At 36.5% G+C, this 18,032-nt stretch carries 19 protein-coding genes; 16 read left to right on the forward strand and 3 right to left on the reverse strand.

Going from position 1 to position 18,032, the window contains the following annotated elements:
* Positions 1–8: 8 nt before the first annotated feature.
* Positions 9–1,427: an Asp-tRNA(Asn)/Glu-tRNA(Gln) amidotransferase subunit GatB gene (gene gatB, locus EL158_RS00895; RefSeq protein ID WP_004276704.1), complete on the reverse strand. Its 1,419-nt coding sequence runs from the start codon at positions 1,425–1,427 to the stop codon at positions 9–11.
* 97 nt (positions 1,428–1,524) lie between these two features.
* Between gatB and EL158_RS00900 the strand changes: the two genes are divergently transcribed.
* The 15 genes from EL158_RS00900 to EL158_RS00975 all read left to right on the forward strand — a co-directional run bounded on the left by EL158_RS00900 (position 1,525) and on the right by EL158_RS00975 (position 16,476).
* Positions 1,525–2,247, forward strand: coding sequence for a class I SAM-dependent methyltransferase (locus tag EL158_RS00900; RefSeq protein WP_027304439.1), 723 nt, complete (start codon positions 1,525–1,527; stop codon positions 2,245–2,247).
* Positions 2,240–2,911, forward strand: coding sequence for a class I SAM-dependent methyltransferase (locus EL158_RS00905; protein WP_027304440.1), 672 nt, complete (start codon positions 2,240–2,242; stop codon positions 2,909–2,911). Before EL158_RS00900 ends, EL158_RS00905 begins: the two co-directional genes overlap by 8 nt.
* 77 nt (positions 2,912–2,988) lie before the next feature.
* Positions 2,989–4,851 carry a methionyl-tRNA formyltransferase gene (locus tag EL158_RS08675; RefSeq protein ID WP_232008211.1) on the forward strand — a complete coding sequence of 621 codons (1,863 nt, stop codon included), beginning with the start codon at positions 2,989–2,991 and terminating at the stop codon, positions 4,849–4,851.
* A 24-nt stretch (positions 4,852–4,875) separates the two neighbouring features.
* Positions 4,876–5,997, forward strand: a complete 1,122-nt coding sequence (locus EL158_RS00920; protein ID WP_027304441.1) for an N-acetyl sugar amidotransferase — start codon at positions 4,876–4,878, stop codon at positions 5,995–5,997.
* A 291-nt stretch (positions 5,998–6,288) separates the two neighbouring features.
* Complete coding sequence (locus EL158_RS08680) at positions 6,289–6,558, forward strand: methyltransferase domain-containing protein (RefSeq protein ID WP_126361368.1); 270 nt, start codon at positions 6,289–6,291, stop codon at positions 6,556–6,558.
* Entirely contained in the window at positions 6,524–6,964 is a 441-nt protein-coding gene (locus EL158_RS08465; protein ID WP_225532283.1) for a methyltransferase, read from the forward strand. Before EL158_RS08680 ends, EL158_RS08465 begins: the two co-directional genes overlap by 35 nt.
* Positions 6,961–7,959: an N-acetylneuraminate synthase gene (neuB, locus tag EL158_RS00935; protein WP_027304444.1), complete on the forward strand. Its 999-nt coding sequence runs from the start codon at positions 6,961–6,963 to the stop codon at positions 7,957–7,959. The genes EL158_RS08465 and neuB overlap by 4 nt, the downstream gene beginning before the upstream one ends.
* Positions 7,952–9,106: a UDP-N-acetylglucosamine 2-epimerase gene (gene neuC / locus EL158_RS00940; RefSeq protein WP_027304445.1), complete on the forward strand. Its 1,155-nt coding sequence runs from the start codon at positions 7,952–7,954 to the stop codon at positions 9,104–9,106. Before neuB ends, neuC begins: the two co-directional genes overlap by 8 nt.
* Entirely contained in the window at positions 9,103–10,137 is a 1,035-nt protein-coding gene (locus EL158_RS00945) for a nucleotidyltransferase family protein (protein WP_027304446.1), read from the forward strand. The genes neuC and EL158_RS00945 overlap by 4 nt, the downstream gene beginning before the upstream one ends.
* A complete protein-coding gene (locus tag EL158_RS00950) occupies positions 10,118–11,035 on the forward strand; it encodes a Gfo/Idh/MocA family protein (RefSeq protein WP_027304447.1) in 918 nt (305 codons plus the stop codon). The genes EL158_RS00945 and EL158_RS00950 overlap by 20 nt, the downstream gene beginning before the upstream one ends.
* A complete protein-coding gene (locus EL158_RS00955; RefSeq protein ID WP_027304448.1) occupies positions 11,032–11,733 on the forward strand; it encodes an acylneuraminate cytidylyltransferase family protein in 702 nt (233 codons plus the stop codon). The genes EL158_RS00950 and EL158_RS00955 overlap by 4 nt, the downstream gene beginning before the upstream one ends.
* A complete protein-coding gene (gene ptmA / locus EL158_RS00960) occupies positions 11,720–12,478 on the forward strand; it encodes a flagellin modification protein PtmA (protein WP_027304449.1) in 759 nt (252 codons plus the stop codon). The genes EL158_RS00955 and ptmA overlap by 14 nt, the downstream gene beginning before the upstream one ends.
* Complete coding sequence (locus EL158_RS00965) at positions 12,478–14,376, forward strand: motility associated factor glycosyltransferase family protein (RefSeq protein WP_051529137.1); 1,899 nt, start codon at positions 12,478–12,480, stop codon at positions 14,374–14,376. Before ptmA ends, EL158_RS00965 begins: the two co-directional genes overlap by 1 nt.
* The gene (locus tag EL158_RS00970; protein WP_027304451.1) at positions 14,373–15,344 is read left to right on the forward strand and encodes a GDP-mannose 4,6-dehydratase; all 972 of its coding nucleotides are present in this window, start codon (positions 14,373–14,375) and stop codon (positions 15,342–15,344) included. Before EL158_RS00965 ends, EL158_RS00970 begins: the two co-directional genes overlap by 4 nt.
* Complete coding sequence (locus tag EL158_RS00975) at positions 15,337–16,476, forward strand: LegC family aminotransferase (RefSeq protein WP_027304452.1); 1,140 nt, start codon at positions 15,337–15,339, stop codon at positions 16,474–16,476. Before EL158_RS00970 ends, EL158_RS00975 begins: the two co-directional genes overlap by 8 nt.
* Here the strand turns inward: EL158_RS00975 and EL158_RS00980 are convergent.
* Complete coding sequence (locus tag EL158_RS00980; protein ID WP_027304453.1) at positions 16,473–17,153, reverse strand: F0F1 ATP synthase subunit A; 681 nt, start codon at positions 17,151–17,153, stop codon at positions 16,473–16,475. The two genes, EL158_RS00975 and EL158_RS00980, sit on opposite strands and share 4 nt — an antisense overlap.
* 174 nt (positions 17,154–17,327) lie before the next feature.
* Here EL158_RS00980 and infA point away from each other — a divergent pair, with 174 nt between their 5' ends.
* On the forward strand, positions 17,328–17,546 hold the full coding sequence (gene infA / locus EL158_RS00985; protein ID WP_004275892.1) for a translation initiation factor IF-1: 219 nt from the start codon (positions 17,328–17,330) through the stop codon (positions 17,544–17,546).
* Positions 17,547–17,764: 218 nt separating this feature from the next.
* Here the strand turns inward: infA and EL158_RS08925 are convergent, their stop codons facing one another.
* The gene (locus EL158_RS08925; protein ID WP_404842020.1) at positions 17,765–18,010 is read right to left on the reverse strand and encodes a substrate-binding domain-containing protein; all 246 of its coding nucleotides are present in this window, start codon (positions 18,008–18,010) and stop codon (positions 17,765–17,767) included.
* Between the last annotated feature and the right edge of the window lie 22 nt (positions 18,011–18,032).

Consider the following 18,032-nt stretch of genomic DNA (forward strand, 5'->3'; position numbering starts at 1 on the left):
TTTATCCTTTAAGTAAGTTTCGCTTTTAAAAGCTCATTGACCTTAGCAGGATTAAACGCACCCTTACCCTCTTTCATCACCTGTCCTACAAAAAAGCCAAAAAGCTTATCTTTACCGCTTTTATACTCAGCGACCTTATTAGCATTTGCTTCTAAAATTTGTGTAATTACCGCTTCAATAGCCCCATCATCGCTGATTTGTTTAAGCCCTAATTTCTCAATCGCAGCGTCAATTTCCACTTCCACATTTTCAAATACAAAGGCTAAAACATCTTTAGCCGCTTTAGCACTGATTTCTCCTTCTTCAATGCGTTTTATTAAAACGCTTAGTTTTTGTGCATTGACAGGAGAATTTTCTATGGTTAAATCACCCTTTAAAAGTCCCATAAGCTCGGTTGTAAGCCAAGTTACGCAAAGTTTAGGATTTAAATTTTGTCCGCATAAATATTCAAAAAAACGACTCATTTCAAGGGAGCTTATTAGCACCTCTGCATCGCTTTCTTTAATGCCAAACTCACGCATATAACGCGTTTTTTTCTCATCAGGAAGTTCGGGTATGCTTAAAGTTAAAAACTCCTCTTTTAAAAGCACAGGCAAAAGGTCAGGGTCTGGGAAATAACGATACTCTGCCGCCTCCTCTTTACCTCTCATCGAACGCGTGATGAGCTTAGTTGTATCAAATAGTCTTGTTTCTTGCACGACTTCTTCCTCATAAGTGCCGTCCTCCCACGCTCTGCTTTGTCTTTCCACCTCATAATCAATCGCCTTTTGGATAAAGCGAAAAGAATTAAGATTTTTAATCTCTACCCTCGTATAAAGCTTTGTGTCGCCTTTTGGGCGTATGCTTACATTTGCATCGCAGCGAAAGCTACCCTCTTGCATATTAGCGTCTGAAATATCTAAAAAGCGTATAATGGAGTGCAGTTTTTTAAGATAAGCCACCGCTTCATCGCTACTTCTAAGCTCAGGCTCACTTACTATCTCAAGCAAGGGCGTGCCAGAGCGGTTTAAATCGACCTTAGAAAAATTTGCCTCGTGGATATTTTTCCCCGCATCTTCTTCTAAATGCGCCCTTGTAATGCCTATGCGTTTTTGTGTGTCATTTATAGTGATAAAAAGCTCCCCTCCTTCAACGATGGGTATGTCAAATTGCGAAATTTGATAAGCCTTTGGTAAGTCCGGATAAAAATAATTTTTGCGGTTAAAAACGCTTTTTTGATGAATTGTCGCATTAATGGCTTTACCAAAGGATACGGCTTTTTTTACCGCCTCTTCATTTAGCACAGGTAAGGCACCGGGCAAGGCTAGGCAAGTGGGACAGACATTAGTATTAGGCTCTTCGCCAAAGGAAGTAGCACAAGAGCAAAAAATCTTCGTTTTGGTATTAAGCTGGGCATGCACCTCTAGCCCTATCACAACTTCAAACATTGAGTTTTCCTTATGATTTAAATTTGTAGTATTATAATCAAATAATATTAATTTATAATCTTATGTTAAGATAACACATCGCATTTAAAGGAAAATGATGAAAATTTACGCAGACAATAAAGAAGTTTCGAGTAATCAAGGCTCAAATGAGCAAATTTGGGAAGAAATCTTTTCTAAAAAAGAATGGGGTAAATACCCAAGCGAAAGTGTGATCCGCTTTATCGCTAGGAATTTTTATAATACAAAAGACAGAAACACGATTAAAATTTTAGAACTAGGACTTGGCACTGGTGCAAATTTATGGTTTTGTGCTAGAGAGGGCTTTAAAGTCAGTGGCATAGAGTGGAGTAAGACAGGAGTAGAGCGTTTTAAAGCAAGACTTAAAGAAGAAAAGTTAAGCACACAAATAGAACAAATTGAAATAGGAGATTATTTAGAAAAGCTTGATAATTTTAAAGATGAAAGCTTTGACGCGTGGATGGATAGCTATTCTCTAGCTTATAATGATTTTGAAAAAACGAAGCAAATTATAAAAAAAGCGATGAAAAAACTTAAAATAGGTGGTAAATTTTTCTCTCTAACCCCTAGTCTTTATAATGAGGGCTTTAAAGAGGAGGCAAATTTAGGCTATCATTTGGTAAAGCCTGTTAGCGGTAGTGATGCCTTTACAGGCGTGATAAGATACTGCGATGAGGGGGATTTAAGAAAGCTTTATGAGGGGGAGGGTTATAAAATCACAAGTATTAAAATCCATATCCAAAAAGACTTAGAAAAACAACTAAATGAGCTTTACATCATCGAGGGAGAGCGTTATGAATAGAAGTGTTTTATGGGAAGAAATCTTTTCTAAAAAAGAGTGGGGTAAATACCCAAGCGAAAGTGTGATCCGCTTTATCGCTAGGAATTTTTATAATACAAAAGACAGAAACACGATTAAAATTTTAGAACTAGGACTTGGCACTGGTGCAAATTTATGGTTTTGTGCTAGAGAGGGCTTTAAAGTCAGTGGCATAGAGTGGAGTAAAACAGGAGTAGAGCGTTTTAAGGCAAGACTTAAAGATGAAAATTTAAGCACACAAATAGAACAAATTGAAATAGGCGATTATTTAGAAAAGCTTGATAATTTTAAAGATGAAAGCTTTGATGCGGTGATTGATGTGGCAAGTTTATGTTGTAATGATAGGGAGAAAACGCGTCAAATTTTCTTAAAATCCTTTAAAAAGCTTAAGGTGGGAGGTAAATTTTTCTCCCTTACTTTAGCGAAAGGGCTTTTGGGTTATGAAGAGGGTAGGGGCGATTTTTTTGAACCAAAAGAAGGAATTTATACGCATTTGGGTTTATTACGCTTTGACGATGAGCTAAGTCTTAAAGAGCTTTATGCACACGAAAATTTAAAATGCCTTAGCCTTAGCACTCAAATTTTAGAAAATGAGGGCGTAGTTCTTGATAAAATCTTAATTTTTGAGGGGCTTAAAAATGCTTAACACACGGGGGGGGGGGGGGGGTAAAACCCCTTGTTATAGGATATTTAGGCGATGGAAAATGGGCAAGATTTGCTCTTTTGAAATTCTTAAGTGATGAAAGATTAAAAGTGGCTTTTGTCATTTTAAGAGTGCAAAAAGATGTGAAATTGCAAAAATTAGCACGGAAATTTGACCTGCCTTGTTTTGTGTGCGAAGATATCAATAATGAAAAGAGTTTAAGGCTTATTGAAAGTTTTGCGCCTGATTTGCTTGTATCGATGAGTTTTGACCAAATTTTTAAAGAGCGGATTTTAAATGCTTTTGAGGGTAAAATCATTAATTGCCACGCGAGCAAACTCCCCTTTTATCGTGGGCGTAATAATCTAAACTGGGTTTTAATCAACGATGAAAAAGAATTTGGCGTGAGTGTGCATTTTGTAGATAGTGGTGTGGATACGGGTGATATTATCTTGCAAAAAAGCTTTAGTATTAGCGATGAAGATGATTATAGCACGCTTTTAAAGAGGGCTTATAAGGCGTGTGGCACTTTGCTTTATGAGGCGGTGCTTTTATTTTTAAACCCGCCTGTTAGGGCATATTCGCAACGAGGCTTTGTTTGCAAACGCCGCGTTGAGGGTGATGAGAGAATTGACTGGACTTTAAGCACGAGGGAACTTTTTAATTTTATCCGTGCCTTAAATGCTCCAAATTTAGGTGCTTCAGCCTTTATAAACGGCGTTTTAATTAAGCTTTATAAGAGTGAAATTTTAAAGCAAGAATTTAAGGGTGCTGTTGGAGAGATTGTAAGTGTAAATGATGAGGGCTTTATCGTTTGCACAAAAGACGGAGCTTTAAGGATAACGCATTATAAAGGAGAAGTGGCTTTGGGAAGTTTTTTTGACACACGGGGGGGGGGGGGGGGGGGTAACTCTTCCTTCAACAAAAAGGAACTTTGGAAAATGAGTAAGATAAGTCTTGATGCTTTTCTAGGAGAAAAAAGCGGGAATTTTAGCGAGGATCTTTATTTTAGTAAAGAGTATGCCAGGCTTTATGGGGAGGTATTTGAATTTAGTTTTGAGAAAAATGGAGCATTTTTTAAAACTATAGCCATTAAAAAGCAAATTCCAAACACGCCTTTTTTTGACCTGCAAAGTCCTTATGGTTATAGTGGTTTTTATAGCAATTCTAACGATGAAAGCTTTTTAAAACAAGCCCTAGAAAGCCTTAAGCAAAAGGCTTTGAGTGAAAATATCATCGCCTTTTTTCTAAGGCTTCACCCCTTTGATACAAATTTAAGCTTTTATGAGGCGAATTTAGACTTTTTTAAAAAAGAAAGAAAAATCGTTTTAATCAATTGTAATCAAGATTTTACAAGCCTTAGAAAAGACTACTCCCCGCGCATTTTAAGCTATGTGAAAAAGGCACGAAAAGAGCTTGAAATTTCTTTTTGTGATAAAAGTTTTTCTAAGGATTTTTACAAGCTTTATGAAAAAACGATGCAAAGAAATAGGGCGGATAGCTTCTATTTTTTCGAGCAAAAATATTTTGACACGCTTTTTACTTTTAAGCAAAATGTCGTTTTAAGGGCTAAATTTGAGGGAGAAATTCTAGCTTTTGCGAGTTTTTTTGTGGGAGAGGAATTTGCCTACTATCATCTTAGTGCAAATTGTAATGAAAGAAATGCAAATGCAGCTTTGCTTGATTTTTTCTTTGAGTTTTGCGTGAAAAAGGGCGTTAAATTCGTGCTTTTGGGTGGGGGCGTGAAAGATGATGATAATTTATATTATTTTAAAAGTCGTTTTTCAACCCTTTGGACGCATTTTAGTATAGGCGGACTTGTATTTGACACTCTTAATTATGAAAAATTATGCGAGGGAAGCAAAAATGCTTTGTTTTTAAAATACCGCTCTTGTGCGGGGGGGGGGGGGGGGGTTGAGTTTTTTCTAGCTGTGCCGATTTAGCTTTAAATTTCAAAAAGGATTAAAATGCGATATTGTGATTACTGCGTTATGCCAGATACGCGTCCGGGGATTAAATTTAGCCTTGATGAAAAAGGCAAAAATATCTGCTCTGCTTGTATCAATCATCAAAATAAAGATAAAATCGACTATAAAGCAAGGTTTAAAGAGCTTGAAGCCCTTTGCGATAAGCATCGCCGCCGTAATGGTAAATTTGAGTATGATTGTGCCATCGCTGTGAGCGGAGGCAAAGATAGTCATTTTCAAGTGCATATTATGAAGGAAAAGCTTGGTATGAATCCTGTGCTTTTTAGTGTGGAGGATAATTTCACTATGACAGAGGCAGGGAAGAAAAATCTGCGAAATATTAGCGAGGAATTTGGCTGTCATCTCATCACGCTTAAGCCTGACATTAAAACGCAAAAAAGGGTGATGTTAAAAACCTTTGAAAAATATGGCAAACCGACTTGGTTTATCGACCGCCTCATTTATAGCTATCCTTTTGGTATGGCTTTGAAATTTAATACACCCTTGCTTGTGTATGGGGAAAATGTAAGCTATGAATACGGCGGAGGGGACGCTGTAGAAACGCCTAGCGCTAAGGGGATATTTTTAAACGGCGTAGCAAGTGATATGGACTTAAATGAGTTTTTAGATGATGAGGTAAGAGAGGAAAATTTACAGCTTTTCTTCGACCCTAGCAAGGACGATTTAGCTAAGCTTGAGCCTATATATTTGAGTTATTTTATAAAGTGGAATTCCTATCAAAATTATATTTTTGCGAAAAAGCGTGGTTTTTGTGATTTGCAGGGTGAGTGGGATAGAACGCACACGGCAGAGTGTTTTGACCAAGTCGATAGCGTGGCTTATATTGTGCATTCTTGGATGAAATATCCTAAATTTGGACACGCTATGAGTAGTGATTATGCGGCGCGTTTTGTGAGGTATGGATTATTAAGCCGTGAGGAAGCGGTAGAAATCGTCAAAAAAAGGGATCATAATTTAGATAATCGTTGCGTGGAGGATTTTTGTAACTTCGTAGGCATTTCAAAAACAAAATTTTGGCAAATCATAGAAAAGCACTATAATAGAGAGCTTTTTTATCAAAATGAATTTGGGGAATTTAAGCTTAAAAACGAGCTTAAATAGGCGTTTGTGCTGACATTGCTAAGAACGGCAAGTTATAGATTGCCACGAGTTTTTAACAAACTCTCGCAATGACGGCTTTTGCGAAGTGGTGGCTTGGGTTTTAGCTAAGTAGCAAACTAAGGCAAATCCGTAGGATTTGGGCGAGTCGTGCCTTTAGCTTTAAATAAGTTTGAGTGGCAAAACTAGGGGCTTTTTGCTTTGCAAAAAGGGACGGCGTGGGCTTTAGCTTTGCTACTTTAGCAAGGCTTTGCCTTGCGTTAAAAGTAGGTAAAAAAAGGAAAAAATAAAACAATGCAAAATTCTTTATCAACTTATACAAAAAAATATGATGATTTAAATTATGGACTAAGTTTTCCCGATGGACATATCGTGCGTTTTTATGAGAGAATTTTAAAATACAAGCTCGATTTTAAAGCGGGAAATATGCTTGATTTTGGGTGCGGAAACGGAGTGCATAGTGCCTTTTTTAAAAGCAAGGGTTATAAGTGCTTTGGTGTGGATATAGTGCCAAGCTTAAAGCAAGCTTATGAAAAATTTGTTGGGGGGGGGGGGGGGGTGTAAGATTATCCAGCCTAATGCCAGTCTTGCGGGACTTTTTGAGGAAAAGATGAATTTAATTTTAGCAAATCAAAGCCTTTATTATTTACCTAAAAACACTTTAGCACAAAATATGGACGAGTTTTATGAAATGAGCGAAAAGGGGGCTATCTTTTTTGCGACTATGATGAGTGAGAAAAATTATTATTTCAAACACGCAGGAAAAGAGGACGAGCAAGGGCTTAGAAAGGTTGTTTTAGAGGGTAGGCTTAATGAGACAAGTTATATTCATTTTGTCAAAAATGCGACAGATTTAAAAGAGCTTTTTAAGCCTTTTAAATGCCTATATTTAGGGGAGTATGACCCGATTAATTTTTATGAGTTTGAGGGCAGTGCGCACCATTTTATTTTTGTAGGGGTGAAAGAGTGAAAAAAGTGCTAATCATAGCAGAAGCTGGAGTGAATCATAATGGTGATATTAATTTAGCTAAAAAGCTTATAGAGCAAGCCGCTAAAGCAGGGGCTGATGTGGTAAAATTTCAAACCTTTAAGGCTAATTCTTGCGTAAGTGTGAGTGCAAAAAAGGCAAAATACCAGCTAGAAACGACTGCCAAAGAGGAAAGCCAACTTGAAATGATAGAAAAACTCGAGCTTTCTTACGAGTCGCATTTTGAGCTAATGAAGCATTGTAAAAAGCACGGCATTGCCTTTTTATCCACGCCTTTTGATTTGGAGAGTGTGGAGTTTTTAAGGGGGCTTGATTTGCCTTATTTTAAAATTCCAAGCGGAGAAATTACAAATTTACCTTATTTAAAAGCGGTAGCAAAGTGTAAAAAAAAGGTGCTTTTATCCACAGGTATGGCGAATTTGGGTGAGATTGAAGCTGCCCTTGAAATTTTACGCAAAAACGGCACGAGAAATATCACGCTTTTGCATTGTAATACCGAATACCCAACGCCTTTTGAAGATGTGAATTTAAACGCTTTAAAGACTTTAAAAGAGGCTTTTAAGCTTGAGGTGGGGTATTCAGACCATACTGAGGGTATAGTGGCGTCTTTGGGTGCGGTGGCTTTGGGTGCGGTGGTAATTGAAAAGCACTTTACTTTGGATAAGACTATGGAGGGACCTGACCATAGGGCAAGTTTGGAATTTGAGGAGTTAAAAGCACTTTGCAAGGGCATAAGAGAGCTTGAAAAGGCTTTAGGAAGTGGCATAAAAAAAGCAAGTAAAAGCGAAGCGAAAAATAAAATTATCGCTAGAAAAAGTTTAGTAGCAAAGCGTGAAATTCAAAAAGGCGAGAAATTTAGCGAACAAAATTTAACGACAAAACGCCCAGGAAGTGGCATAAGTGCAATGCGGTATGAGGAGTATTTGGGAAAAAGAGCCTTAAAAACTTACAAAAAAGATGAGCTTATCAATGAGTAGGAAAAAAATAGCCCTTGTAAGTGCGACTAGGGCGGAGTGGTATTTGCTATGGAATTTGGCAAAGGAGCTTGAGAAAGATGAGGGGATAGAGCTTTTACTTTTGGTAACTGGGGCGCATTTGAGCGAGAGTTTTGGTAATACTTATCAAGAAATTGAAAAAGATTTTAACATCACACATAAAATTCCTATTTTAGAAAATAATGACGATAAACTAAGCCTTGCGAAAAGCTTGGCGGTGGCGGTGAGTGCTTTTGCGGAGGCTTTTGAGACATTAAAACCTGATGCGGTGGTTATTTTAGGGGATAGATATGAAATGCTAGGCGTTGCAAGTGCGGCTTTGATGATGCATATCCCTATTATTCATCTTTGCGGTGGGGAGCTTACTTTAGGTGCTATGGATGATAGCATAAGACATAGCATTTCTAAAATGGCTAGTCTTCATTTTGTAAGCACCAAAGCTTATAAAAAAAGACTTATGCAGCTTGGCGAGGAGGAGGGGCGTATTTTTAATGTCGGCTCCTTAGCAGGGGAAAATGTCAAAAAATTAAAGCTTTTAAGCAAAAAAGAGCTCGAAAGCGAGCTTGGTTTAAGCCTTAAAAATTTCTTACTCATCACTTATCACAGCGAAACACTAAATTTGCAAAATACAAAAAAAGAAGTGCAAATTTTACTTGATTTTTTAGATACACTTAAAGACATTACTCTAATTTTTACTAAGGCAAATGCCGATGAAAACGGACTTTTAATCAATCAAGCCCTAGAAAATTACTGCCTTAAAAACTCTCATAAAGCAAAGCTTTTTGATAATCTTGGGGCGCTTAAGTATCTAAGTGCCTTAAAACACGCAAAAGCAGTGGTGGGAAATAGTTCAAGTGGAATTTGTGAAAGTGGCTTTTTTAAAACCCCTTGCATTAATATAGGCGATAGGCAAAAAGGAAGAATTAGGGGGGATAATATCATTGATTGTAAGATGAAAGATTTAAAAAAGGCTTTTAAAAGGCTTGAAAGTAAGGAATTTAAAGAAAAAATGAAGCATTTTAAAAACCCTTTTGAAAGTAAAAAAAGTCCATCGATTTTTATAAAAGATGTGATTAAAAACACAAATTTAGCTACAATTTTACAAAAAGATTTTGTGGATAGAAAATGAATATAGAGAGTTTAAAGCTAAGTGTAAATTCCAGCATAGAAAAAGCCCTTGAGATTATAGGAAAAGAGAGGGTCAGGCTTGGCGTAGTGGTAGGTAAAAATGGGGAATTTTTGGGGATTATTTCAGATTCTAACATTAGAAAAGCCTTAATTAATGGCAAAACCTTAAAAAGCAAAATTAAAGAAATTTATACCAAAAACCCCATTACCATAGCCGAAAATACAAGCAAAGCAAAACTTTTAGAATTAAGTGCTAAGACTGATATTTATGATTTTCCTGTTTTAAATAAAAAGGGCGAGGTCGTTTCTATCCGCTCTATTTCTTCGCTTTTAAGCACGAAAAAACTCCCCTTTTATGTCATCTTAATGGCAGGTGGGCTTGGATCACGCCTAAAAGAGCTGACTAAAGAAACGCCAAAACCTATGCTAAAGGTCGGCAAAAAGCCTATTTTAGAAAATATTATCCAAAGGCTTCACACACAAGGCTTTGAAAAATTTATCTTTTGCGTAAATTATAAAAGGCAAATTATTGAGGATTATTTCAAAAAAGGCGAGGAATTTGACATTAAAATTTCTTATATTAAAGAGCGTAAAAAGCTAGGCACAGCAGGGGCTTTAAGCCTCATAAGGCAAAAAATAGAGCAAAGTTTTGTTGTGATGAATGCGGATATTTTAACCGAGCTTGATTTTAATGAGCTTTTAAAAGCACATCAAAAAAGTGGAGCTTTGATGAGCGTTTGCGTGAGGGAATTTCATCATCAAGTGCCTTATGGGGTGATTAAGCAAAAAAATGGCTTTATCACACACATCGAGGAAAAGCCTATGCAAAGCTTTTTAGTTAGTGCGGGTATTTATGTGTGTGAGCCGCAAATTTTAGAGCTTTTGGAAAAAAATGCTTACCTTGATATGCCAGAGCTTATCCAAAAGGTAATGCAAAAAGGCAAGGTGAATACCTTTTTAATCGAGGATTATTGGATTGATATAGGTAGGCTTGAGGAATTTAAAAGGGCAAATGATGAAATCAAAGAGTAAAGCCCTCATCATAGGTTTTGGAAGCATAGGCAAAAAGCATTTTTTAGCCCTTAAAACGCTTGGTTTTGAAGTAAGTGTCGTGTCAAAAAGTGCTAATGAAAGCTTATTTAAGGAGTTTGGAGAATTTGAAATTTATCGCTCTTTAAAGGGACTTGATTTAAGTGAATTTGAGCTTTTTATCATAGCAAATATTACCACTAAGCATTACAAAACTCTTCAATTTTTAGATAAAAGGCTGAAAAATAAAAGCATTTTAGTAGAAAAACCGCTTTTTGAGAAAAATTACTCCTTTAAAGAAAGTGGGAAAAACTGCATTTTTGTGGCTTATTTGTTGCGTTTTCATAGTGTGGTGGAGAAATTAAGAGAGCTTTTAAAAGATGAAAAGCCTTATTTTGCGAGTTTAGAGTGCGATTCTTACTTGCCTAAGTGGCGAAGTGTGGATTATAGGCAAAATTATAGTGCGAAAAAAAAGCTTGGTGGGGGCGTTTTGCTTGATCTTTCTCACGAGCTTGACTTGGCTTTATTTTTGTTTAAAGACTTAAGGCTTAAATTTTCTCAAAATGCCAAAATAAGTGAGCTTGAGATAAAAAGCGATGATTTTGCCTTTTTAGCCTTAGAAAAAAAAGGTTTGAAGGTGCATATAAGGCTGAATTATTTTTCTAAATTTGAAAAAAGACAAATCATTATCCACACACGCACACAAAGCTTAAGCGTGGATTTAAGAGAGGCTAAAATAAGCATTTTTAAAGAAAATGAAAGCGAAATTTTAAATTATGAAAGTGATACTATAAGTCTTTTGGCAAGATTGCAAGAGGCGGTTTTAAGAAAAGATGAGAATCTTTGCACACTCAAAGTTGCAAAAAGGCTTTTAAAACTTTGTGATAAGGCTAGGAAATGATACTTTGCACGATTTGCGTTAGAGGCGGAAGTAAGGGCGTTAAGAATAAAAATATCCGCCAAATTGACGGACTTGAATTAATCGCTTATAGCATTTTACAAGCGAGGGAGAGTGGGCTTTTTGAGCATATAGTCATTAGCACCGATAGCGATGAGATAGCTAGTGTCGCTACAAAATATGGCGGCGAGGTTTTTTTCAAAAGAGAAGCAGCGATGAGTAGTGATAGTGCGGCAAAAGTGCCTGCGATAAGAGATGCTTTGCTAAGAAGTGAGGAGCATTTTAAGAGGCAATTTGACACCTTAATCGACCTTGACGCTACCGCACCCCTTCGCACGAGCGAGGATATTAAAAAAGCTTACAAGCTTTTTAAAAGTGGGGATTATGAGAATTTAATCACCGCCGTTCCTGCTAGGCGTAATCCTTATTTTAATCTCATCGAAGAGCAAAAAGAGGGAGGCTATAACACTTCTAAGCCTTGTTCTTTTGTGTGCCGTCAAGAAGCACCTAAATGTTATGATATGAATGCGAGTATTTATATATTTGATAGGGAGAGGCTTTTAAAAAGAGATGATGTTTTTGGCACGAAAACGGCTTTATATGTGATGAGTGAGGAGAGTGCTTTTGATATCGATAGTGAGCTAGATTTTAAAATCGTAGAGTTTCTATTAAGAGAAAGGAGGCTAAATGTTAAGAGATAAGGTCATTTTCATAGCTGGAGCTTGTGGGCGTATAGGCTCTGCTTTGGCTAGTGAGCTTTTAAGACAAAATGCTAAGGTTATTTTGGCAGATATTAATGAGGCAAATTTAGAGAAATTAAGCTTAAATTTAAGGGGAGAATTTTTAAGCCTTGAGCTTGACATTACAAAAAAAGAAAGTTTAGAAAGTGCCATTAATAAGGCGGTGCGGCATTTTGCTAAGATTGATGGCTTTGTTAATGCTAGCTATCCTTTTGGGAAAGATTGGGGAAAGGTGGAGTATTATGAGGCTAGTTATGAGCAAATTTGTGAGAGTTTAAATTTACATCTTGGTGGCTTTATTTTAGCGGCAAATGCTTTTGTGAAGTTTTTTAAAAAGCAAGGTTATGGAAATATCATCAATCTTAGCTCCATTATGGGTGTTTATGCGCCTAAATTTGAAAATTATGCGGGAACTTCTATGCAAAGTAGCTTAGAATATAGCGTGATAAAAGCGGGGATTAATCATATGGGTGCGTGGATGGCTAAAGAGCTTTTTAATACAAATATCAGGGTTAATACCCTAGCAAGTGGGGGGATTTTAGATAATCAACCAGAGAGCTTTTTAAAAGCTTACCGAAAATGTTGCGCGAGTAAGGGTATGCTTGAGGCTAGTGATGTGTGTGGTATGATAGCGTTTTTATTAAGCGATAAGGCTAAATTTATCACAGGGCAGACTCTAGTCGTGGCTGATGGCTGGGGGCTTTGATGTCTATTTTTGAAAGAAATTTAGCTCACCTTAGCCCCTCTTTACAAAACGCACTTTTAAGCCTTGATGAAAAGAGTAAAAACGCCTTTAAAATCACCGAAGAATACGCAAAAAACGAAAGGGTGTTTTATAAAAATTTCATTGCAGTTGGGGGGGGGGCAGTGTTTGATTATGAGGAGTTTGAAGAGAGGTTAAAAGAATTTAAGGAAAAATACCCCCTTTATCCTGTGCTTTATTTTTACGGCATTTCTAATGCTTTTATGATAGAGAATTTATTGCAAAATCCTTATCATTGCCATTTAGTTATTTATGAGAGAGATTTAGCCTTGCTTTATGTTGTTTTATCAAGCATTGATTTAAGCACGGCTTTAGCACAAAAAAGGCTTTTGATTTTTAATGAAGTGAGCCAAATGGAGTATATTTTTGAGACCCAGCCTTTTTTAGCGTATTCTAGGACTTATTTTTTAGAGCTTATGAGTGATTTTTATGCTAGAGAAGAAAGAGAAGTTTTAGCCCTAAATTCCTTTTTAATGGAGGGTTTTAAAAAGAGCATTTTAAAGCAAGGAAACGACCCAAAAGACGCCTTACAAGGCATAAGACAATATGTTTATAATTTAGCTTCTATGATTAAAAATCCTAGCTTAAAAGAATTATTAGAAAAAAGAAAAGCTAAATTTAAATCCTGTGTGATTGTTAGCACGGGACCAAGCCTTACTAAGCAACTCCCCCTTTTAAAAGAAGTGCAAGAAAAAGTTGTGATATTTGCTGCTGATAGTGCTTATCCTATCCTAATGCAAAATGACATCGTGCCTGATTATGTGTGTATGGTGGAACGCACGGATTTTACGGCGGAGTTTTTTAAGCACGATTTTGGAAATAAAGATGATAAAACGACCTTTTTACTCGCTTCTTTAGTGCATCCAAATGCCATTGAGTATTTAGAAAAAAGAGGGAGAAATTATATTTTAATCCCAAAACATTTAAATTTCGCACAATATGTTGATTTAAAGGCTTTTTCTTTGCTATCTTCTGCTGTGAGCGTGGCACATATGGCTTTTGCCATAGCTTTAGAGCTTGAGTTTAAGGAGCTTGTTTTCATCGGGCAGGATTTAGCTTATAATGATGTGGGGCATTCGCATCCTAAAGATTATCAACATAGTGCAAATTTTGAAAGCGAGGCTTACGAGAAAATTAAGGTTGTAGCTTATGGCGGAGAGGGCTTTGTGGAAAGCCACGAAATTTGGATTTTCTTTAGGCAGATTTTGGAAGATTTAATTAAATATGTCGTAAGTGCTAAGATTTATAACGCCACGCAAGGAGGGGCTAGGATAGAGGGTATGATAGAAAAGCCTTTTAGTGAGTGTTGCAAGGACTTTAATGAAAATAAGCAAAACTTAGAGAAGCTTCAGCCTTTAAGTGAGGATAAGCAAAAAGAATACGCCCTTAAAGCCTATGCTAAAGTTAAAAAAGCTTTTAAAGAAAGTGTGGAATTTCAGGCGATGTTAAGGACTTATTATGAAGACATTGAGCCTGAATTTTTAAGGCTTAACACGCTTGATTTAGAGGAGGGTTTGAGGGAAAGTTTCTCACTTGTGCTAAAGGTTGATAAATTTAGAGATGAATTTAGTGTGATTAGTAGTGTTTTTTATGAGCTTATCCACGCATTTTTTGCACATTTTTGTATGAATTTAAATAAAATTTTAGTGCTAAATCCTCTCACTAAAGAGGATTTTTTTAATAAAAATGTGCTTTATATTAAGGAACATCTTGATTTTATACAAAGCATTTTTGGCTTTGTAAAAGCACAAGAAGAAACGCTAAAATTTGCCCTCACTCCGCTTGAAAATGCTCTAAAAGCAAAGGGTTTAAGCAAATATGTAGAAAGGCTAAATCAATGAAAAAAATTCTCATCACAGGAGCAGACGGCTTTATAGGCTCACATCTTTGCGAGGTTTTACACGCTAAGGGCTATGAAATCAGGGCTTTAAGTCTTTATAATTCTTTTAATTTTTGGGGACATTTGGAGCATTTAGCGTGTAAGGACAAACTTGAGATAGTGAGTGGGGACTTAAGAGACAGCTTTTTTTGCGATAGTCTTGTAAAAGGCGTGGATGCGGTGCTTCATTTAGGAGCTTTAATTGCCATACCTTATTCTTACACTGCACCGCAAAGCTATGTCGATACCAACATACAAGGCACTTTAAATTTACTTGAAGCGGCTAAAAGACACGGCGTAAAACGCTTTATCCATACTTCAACGAGCGAGGTTTATGGGAGTGCGATTTATACGCCCATTGATGAAAAACATCCGCTTCAGCCTCAAAGTCCTTATTCTGCAAGTAAAATCGGGGCAGATATGTTAGCCCTTAGCTATTTTTACAGCTTTAATCTCCCTGTTATTGTAGCGCGTCCTTTTAATGCCTATGGTCCGCGTCAAAGTGCTAGAGCTTTTATCCCTGCGATGATGGTGCAGATTTTAAGCGGAGCGAGGGAACTTAAGGTAGGGGATTTAAGCACGAAGAGGGATTTAAATTTCGTGCGAGATACTTGCGAGGGTTTTGCAGCTTTACTTAGTAATGGCGATTTTGGCGAGGTTTATAATATAGGCAGTGGGGTAGAATATACGATGAGCGAGGTTTTAGAGCTGATTTGTAAGCTAAGTGGGGCGGAGCTTAAAATCACTCAAGATAAAACAAGACTTCGCCCTAAAAATAGCGAGGTTACGAGGCTACTTTGTGATAGTTCTAAACTAAAAAGCGTGAGTGCGTGGCGTAGTCAAATTTCGCTCAAAGAGGGCTTAGAGCAAACCTTAGCTTATGTGAAAGCGAATTTAAATGCTTATAAAACAGGAATTTACAATGTTTGAAAAAGAAATTGCCTTTATTAAAAACCTTTACAAAAAAGAGCAAATCGCCCTTCACGAGCCTTGCTTTGGGGTAGAAGAAAAGACGCTTTTAAATGAATGTATAGAAAGTGGGTTTGTCTCAAGTGTGGGGAAATTTGTAGGCGAATTTGAGGAGCAAATCAAAAAATTTAGCAACGCAAAATACGCCATAGCCACAAACAGCGGCACTTCAGCCCTTCACATCGCTCTTTTGGCAAATAAAGTCGATGAAAAATGCGAGGTCATCACGCAGGCTTTAAGCTTTGTAGCGACTGCAAATGCCATTGCTTACACGGGTGCAAAGCCTATTTTTTTAGATGTGAGCTTAAAAACGCTAAGTTTAAGTGCTAAGGCTGTGAGTGAATTTTTAGCAAAAAATACCTTTATGAAAAATGAAAAATGCTTTAACAAGCACACGAAAAAGCACATTAAAGCCTTAGTTTTAATGCACACTTTTGGCTTAAGTGGCGAAATTGTAGAGCTTAAAAAACTTTGTGAAAAATATCATATCATCTTAATAGAAGACGCCGCAGAGGCACTTGGAAGCTTTTATCACAACAAAGCCTTAGGCACTTTTGGCAAATGTGGAATTTATAGCTTTAATGGCAATAAAATCATCACAGGAGGCTGTGGTGGCGTGATTTTAAGCGATGATGAAAAAATCGCTAAAAGAGCAAGACACTTAAGCACAACGGCTAAAATCCCTCACGCCTATCATTACAAGCACGATATGCTAGGCTTTAATTATAGGCTTTGTAATGTTAATGCCGCCTTGCTCGTAGCACAAATGAAAAAGCTTAATGTCTTTTTGAAAGATAAAAGAAACACGGCTAAACTTTATAAAGAATTTTTTAAAGAAAGTGAATTTTGTGAATTTGTCGATGAAAATGAGGGGGAAAAAAGTAATTTTTGGCTTTGTGCTTTGAAATTTAAAAAGCCTAGTTTGAGAAAAGAATTTATTAAAGTCTGCCTTGCAAATCAAATTTTTGTCCGTCCTGTGTGGAAAAGTTTGGCAGGGTTAAAGATGTATAGACATTGTCAAAAAGATACTTTGAAAAATACAAAAATTTTAGAAAAAACCTTGCTAAATTTGCCAAGTAGCGTCAGGGCTTAATGCCCCTCTTCTACAATGGTCGCTCCCGCTAAATAAACATAAGTTAAAATCATAAAAATAAAGGCTTGCAAAAACGCCATAAAGGTTAAAAGCACATAGGCAGGAAGTGGTGCGATATAAGGCACAAGAGCCAAAATAACGGCTAAAAATAAATCATCGCCCTTAATATTACCAAACAAACGAAAGGATAAAGAAATCACACGAGAAAAGTGAGAAACAAGCTCAATAGGAAACATCAAAGGAGCTAGAATTTTCACAGGTCCCATAAAATGAGCGAAGTATTTTACCACCCCTTGCGTCCTAATACCCTCAAAATGATAATACACAAAAACAATTAAGGCTAAAGAAAGGGTTAAATTTAAACTTGCGCTTGGAGCGTGAAAGCCTGGAATAATGCCTATAATATTACTAAAAAATACAACAATGCCCAAAGTCGCCACGAGGGGGAGGTATTTTCTAGCGGACTTTTCATTACCCATAGTATCATTACCCATAGACAAAACGCCCTCCAAAAAGGCTTCGCTTATATTTTGCATGCCTCTTGGGATAAGCTGCATAGAACGGGTAGAAAGTTTAGCAATAATCACAGCAAATAAAGCTACCAAAGCTAAGTGAAAAAAGTATGAAAAAGTATGACTTGGGTCGATTAAAGAGCTAAATAAAAATAAATCTTTCATCTATATTCCTTAAGGGGCTAATTCTTAAAATCAAAAAGGCAATTCTAGCAAATTTTTGCTTAATATTTTAATATGCTTTCAAAAAAAGCGATATTTTTACGCATTTTTTTTCTTGTAAAAAAACCTTTTTTTTGTTAAAATGACGGCTTTAAATTGACTTATAAAGGATAAATTTTGGCAAAAGATGATGTCATAGAAATTGATGGAAATGTAATTGAAGCTTTACCTAATGCAAATTTTAAAGTCGAACTTGATAATAAACATATTATTTTATGCCACATAGCAGGTAAAATGCGTATGCACTATATCCGCATTATGCCAGGAGATAGAGTTAAGGTTGAGCTAACACCTTATAGCCTTGATAAGGGTCGCATCACCTTTAGATATAAATAAAAAACAAAATTTATTCAAAATGCTGCTTTGCATAAGCGGCGTTTTCATATAAACTCTCTTTATATTTCTCTTTTCATAATTTGTGATGATGTCCTGTCCCTCTTTTTCACTTAAGAATTTTACAAAAAAAAGGGCTAATTTTGAAGGATTTTTTGTCGTCATAGCGACATAGGTGTTAATTAAAACTTTATCATTAGAGTAAAGAATTTCTAAATTTTTTAGCTCATTTTTGGCAAGTTTCCATTAGGCTCGATGTTTGCACTTTTCCAAATGCTCATTTCTTTCTTATGTGTGCCAGAATTGTCCGCTCTTGTGTAAAAAAGTGCTTGATTTTGCGCGATTTTGCTGTAAGCTTCCTTGGCATTTTTTGAATTTTTAATACCAGCAGGGTCATCTTTTGGTCCCAGGATATAAAATTCATTTGAGCCTATGAGGGTTCTATTTGCTGCCCAGCCTTTTTTTATCGCTTATTTTTCTGCTTTTGGT

Source organism: Campylobacter upsaliensis (assembly GCF_900637395.1).
In the GTDB taxonomy this organism is placed as follows: Bacteria; Campylobacterota; Campylobacteria; order Campylobacterales; family Campylobacteraceae; genus Campylobacter_D; species Campylobacter_D upsaliensis.

Excerpts from the sequence above, each read along its gene's own strand:
- EL158_RS00965 (WP_051529137.1), top strand. The coding sequence starts at position 12,478 with ATGTCTATTTTTGAAAGAAATTTAGCTCACCTTAGCCCCTCTTTACAA.
- EL158_RS00905 (WP_027304440.1), top strand. The coding sequence starts at position 2,240 with ATGAATAGAAGTGTTTTATGGGAAGAAATCTTTTCTAAAAAAGAGTGG.
- EL158_RS00945 (WP_027304446.1), top strand. The coding sequence starts at position 9,103 with ATGAATATAGAGAGTTTAAAGCTAAGTGTAAATTCCAGCATAGAAAAA.
- gatB (WP_004276704.1), bottom strand. The coding sequence starts at position 1,427 with ATGTTTGAAGTTGTGATAGGGCTAGAGGTGCATGCCCAGCTTAATACC.
- EL158_RS08680 (WP_126361368.1), top strand. The coding sequence starts at position 6,289 with ATGCAAAATTCTTTATCAACTTATACAAAAAAATATGATGATTTAAAT.
- EL158_RS00900 (WP_027304439.1), top strand. The coding sequence starts at position 1,525 with ATGAAAATTTACGCAGACAATAAAGAAGTTTCGAGTAATCAAGGCTCA.
- ptmA (WP_027304449.1), top strand. The coding sequence starts at position 11,720 with ATGTTAAGAGATAAGGTCATTTTCATAGCTGGAGCTTGTGGGCGTATA.
- EL158_RS00920 (WP_027304441.1), top strand. The coding sequence starts at position 4,876 with ATGCGATATTGTGATTACTGCGTTATGCCAGATACGCGTCCGGGGATT.
- neuC (WP_027304445.1), top strand. The coding sequence starts at position 7,952 with ATGAGTAGGAAAAAAATAGCCCTTGTAAGTGCGACTAGGGCGGAGTGG.
- EL158_RS08465 (WP_225532283.1), top strand. The coding sequence starts at position 6,524 with ATGAAAAATTTGTTGGGGGGGGGGGGGGGGTGTAAGATTATCCAGCCT.
- EL158_RS00970 (WP_027304451.1), top strand. The coding sequence starts at position 14,373 with ATGAAAAAAATTCTCATCACAGGAGCAGACGGCTTTATAGGCTCACAT.
- EL158_RS00955 (WP_027304448.1), top strand. The coding sequence starts at position 11,032 with ATGATACTTTGCACGATTTGCGTTAGAGGCGGAAGTAAGGGCGTTAAG.
- EL158_RS00980 (WP_027304453.1), bottom strand. The coding sequence starts at position 17,153 with ATGAAAGATTTATTTTTATTTAGCTCTTTAATCGACCCAAGTCATACT.
- EL158_RS00975 (WP_027304452.1), top strand. The coding sequence starts at position 15,337 with ATGTTTGAAAAAGAAATTGCCTTTATTAAAAACCTTTACAAAAAAGAG.
- EL158_RS00950 (WP_027304447.1), top strand. The coding sequence starts at position 10,118 with ATGATGAAATCAAAGAGTAAAGCCCTCATCATAGGTTTTGGAAGCATA.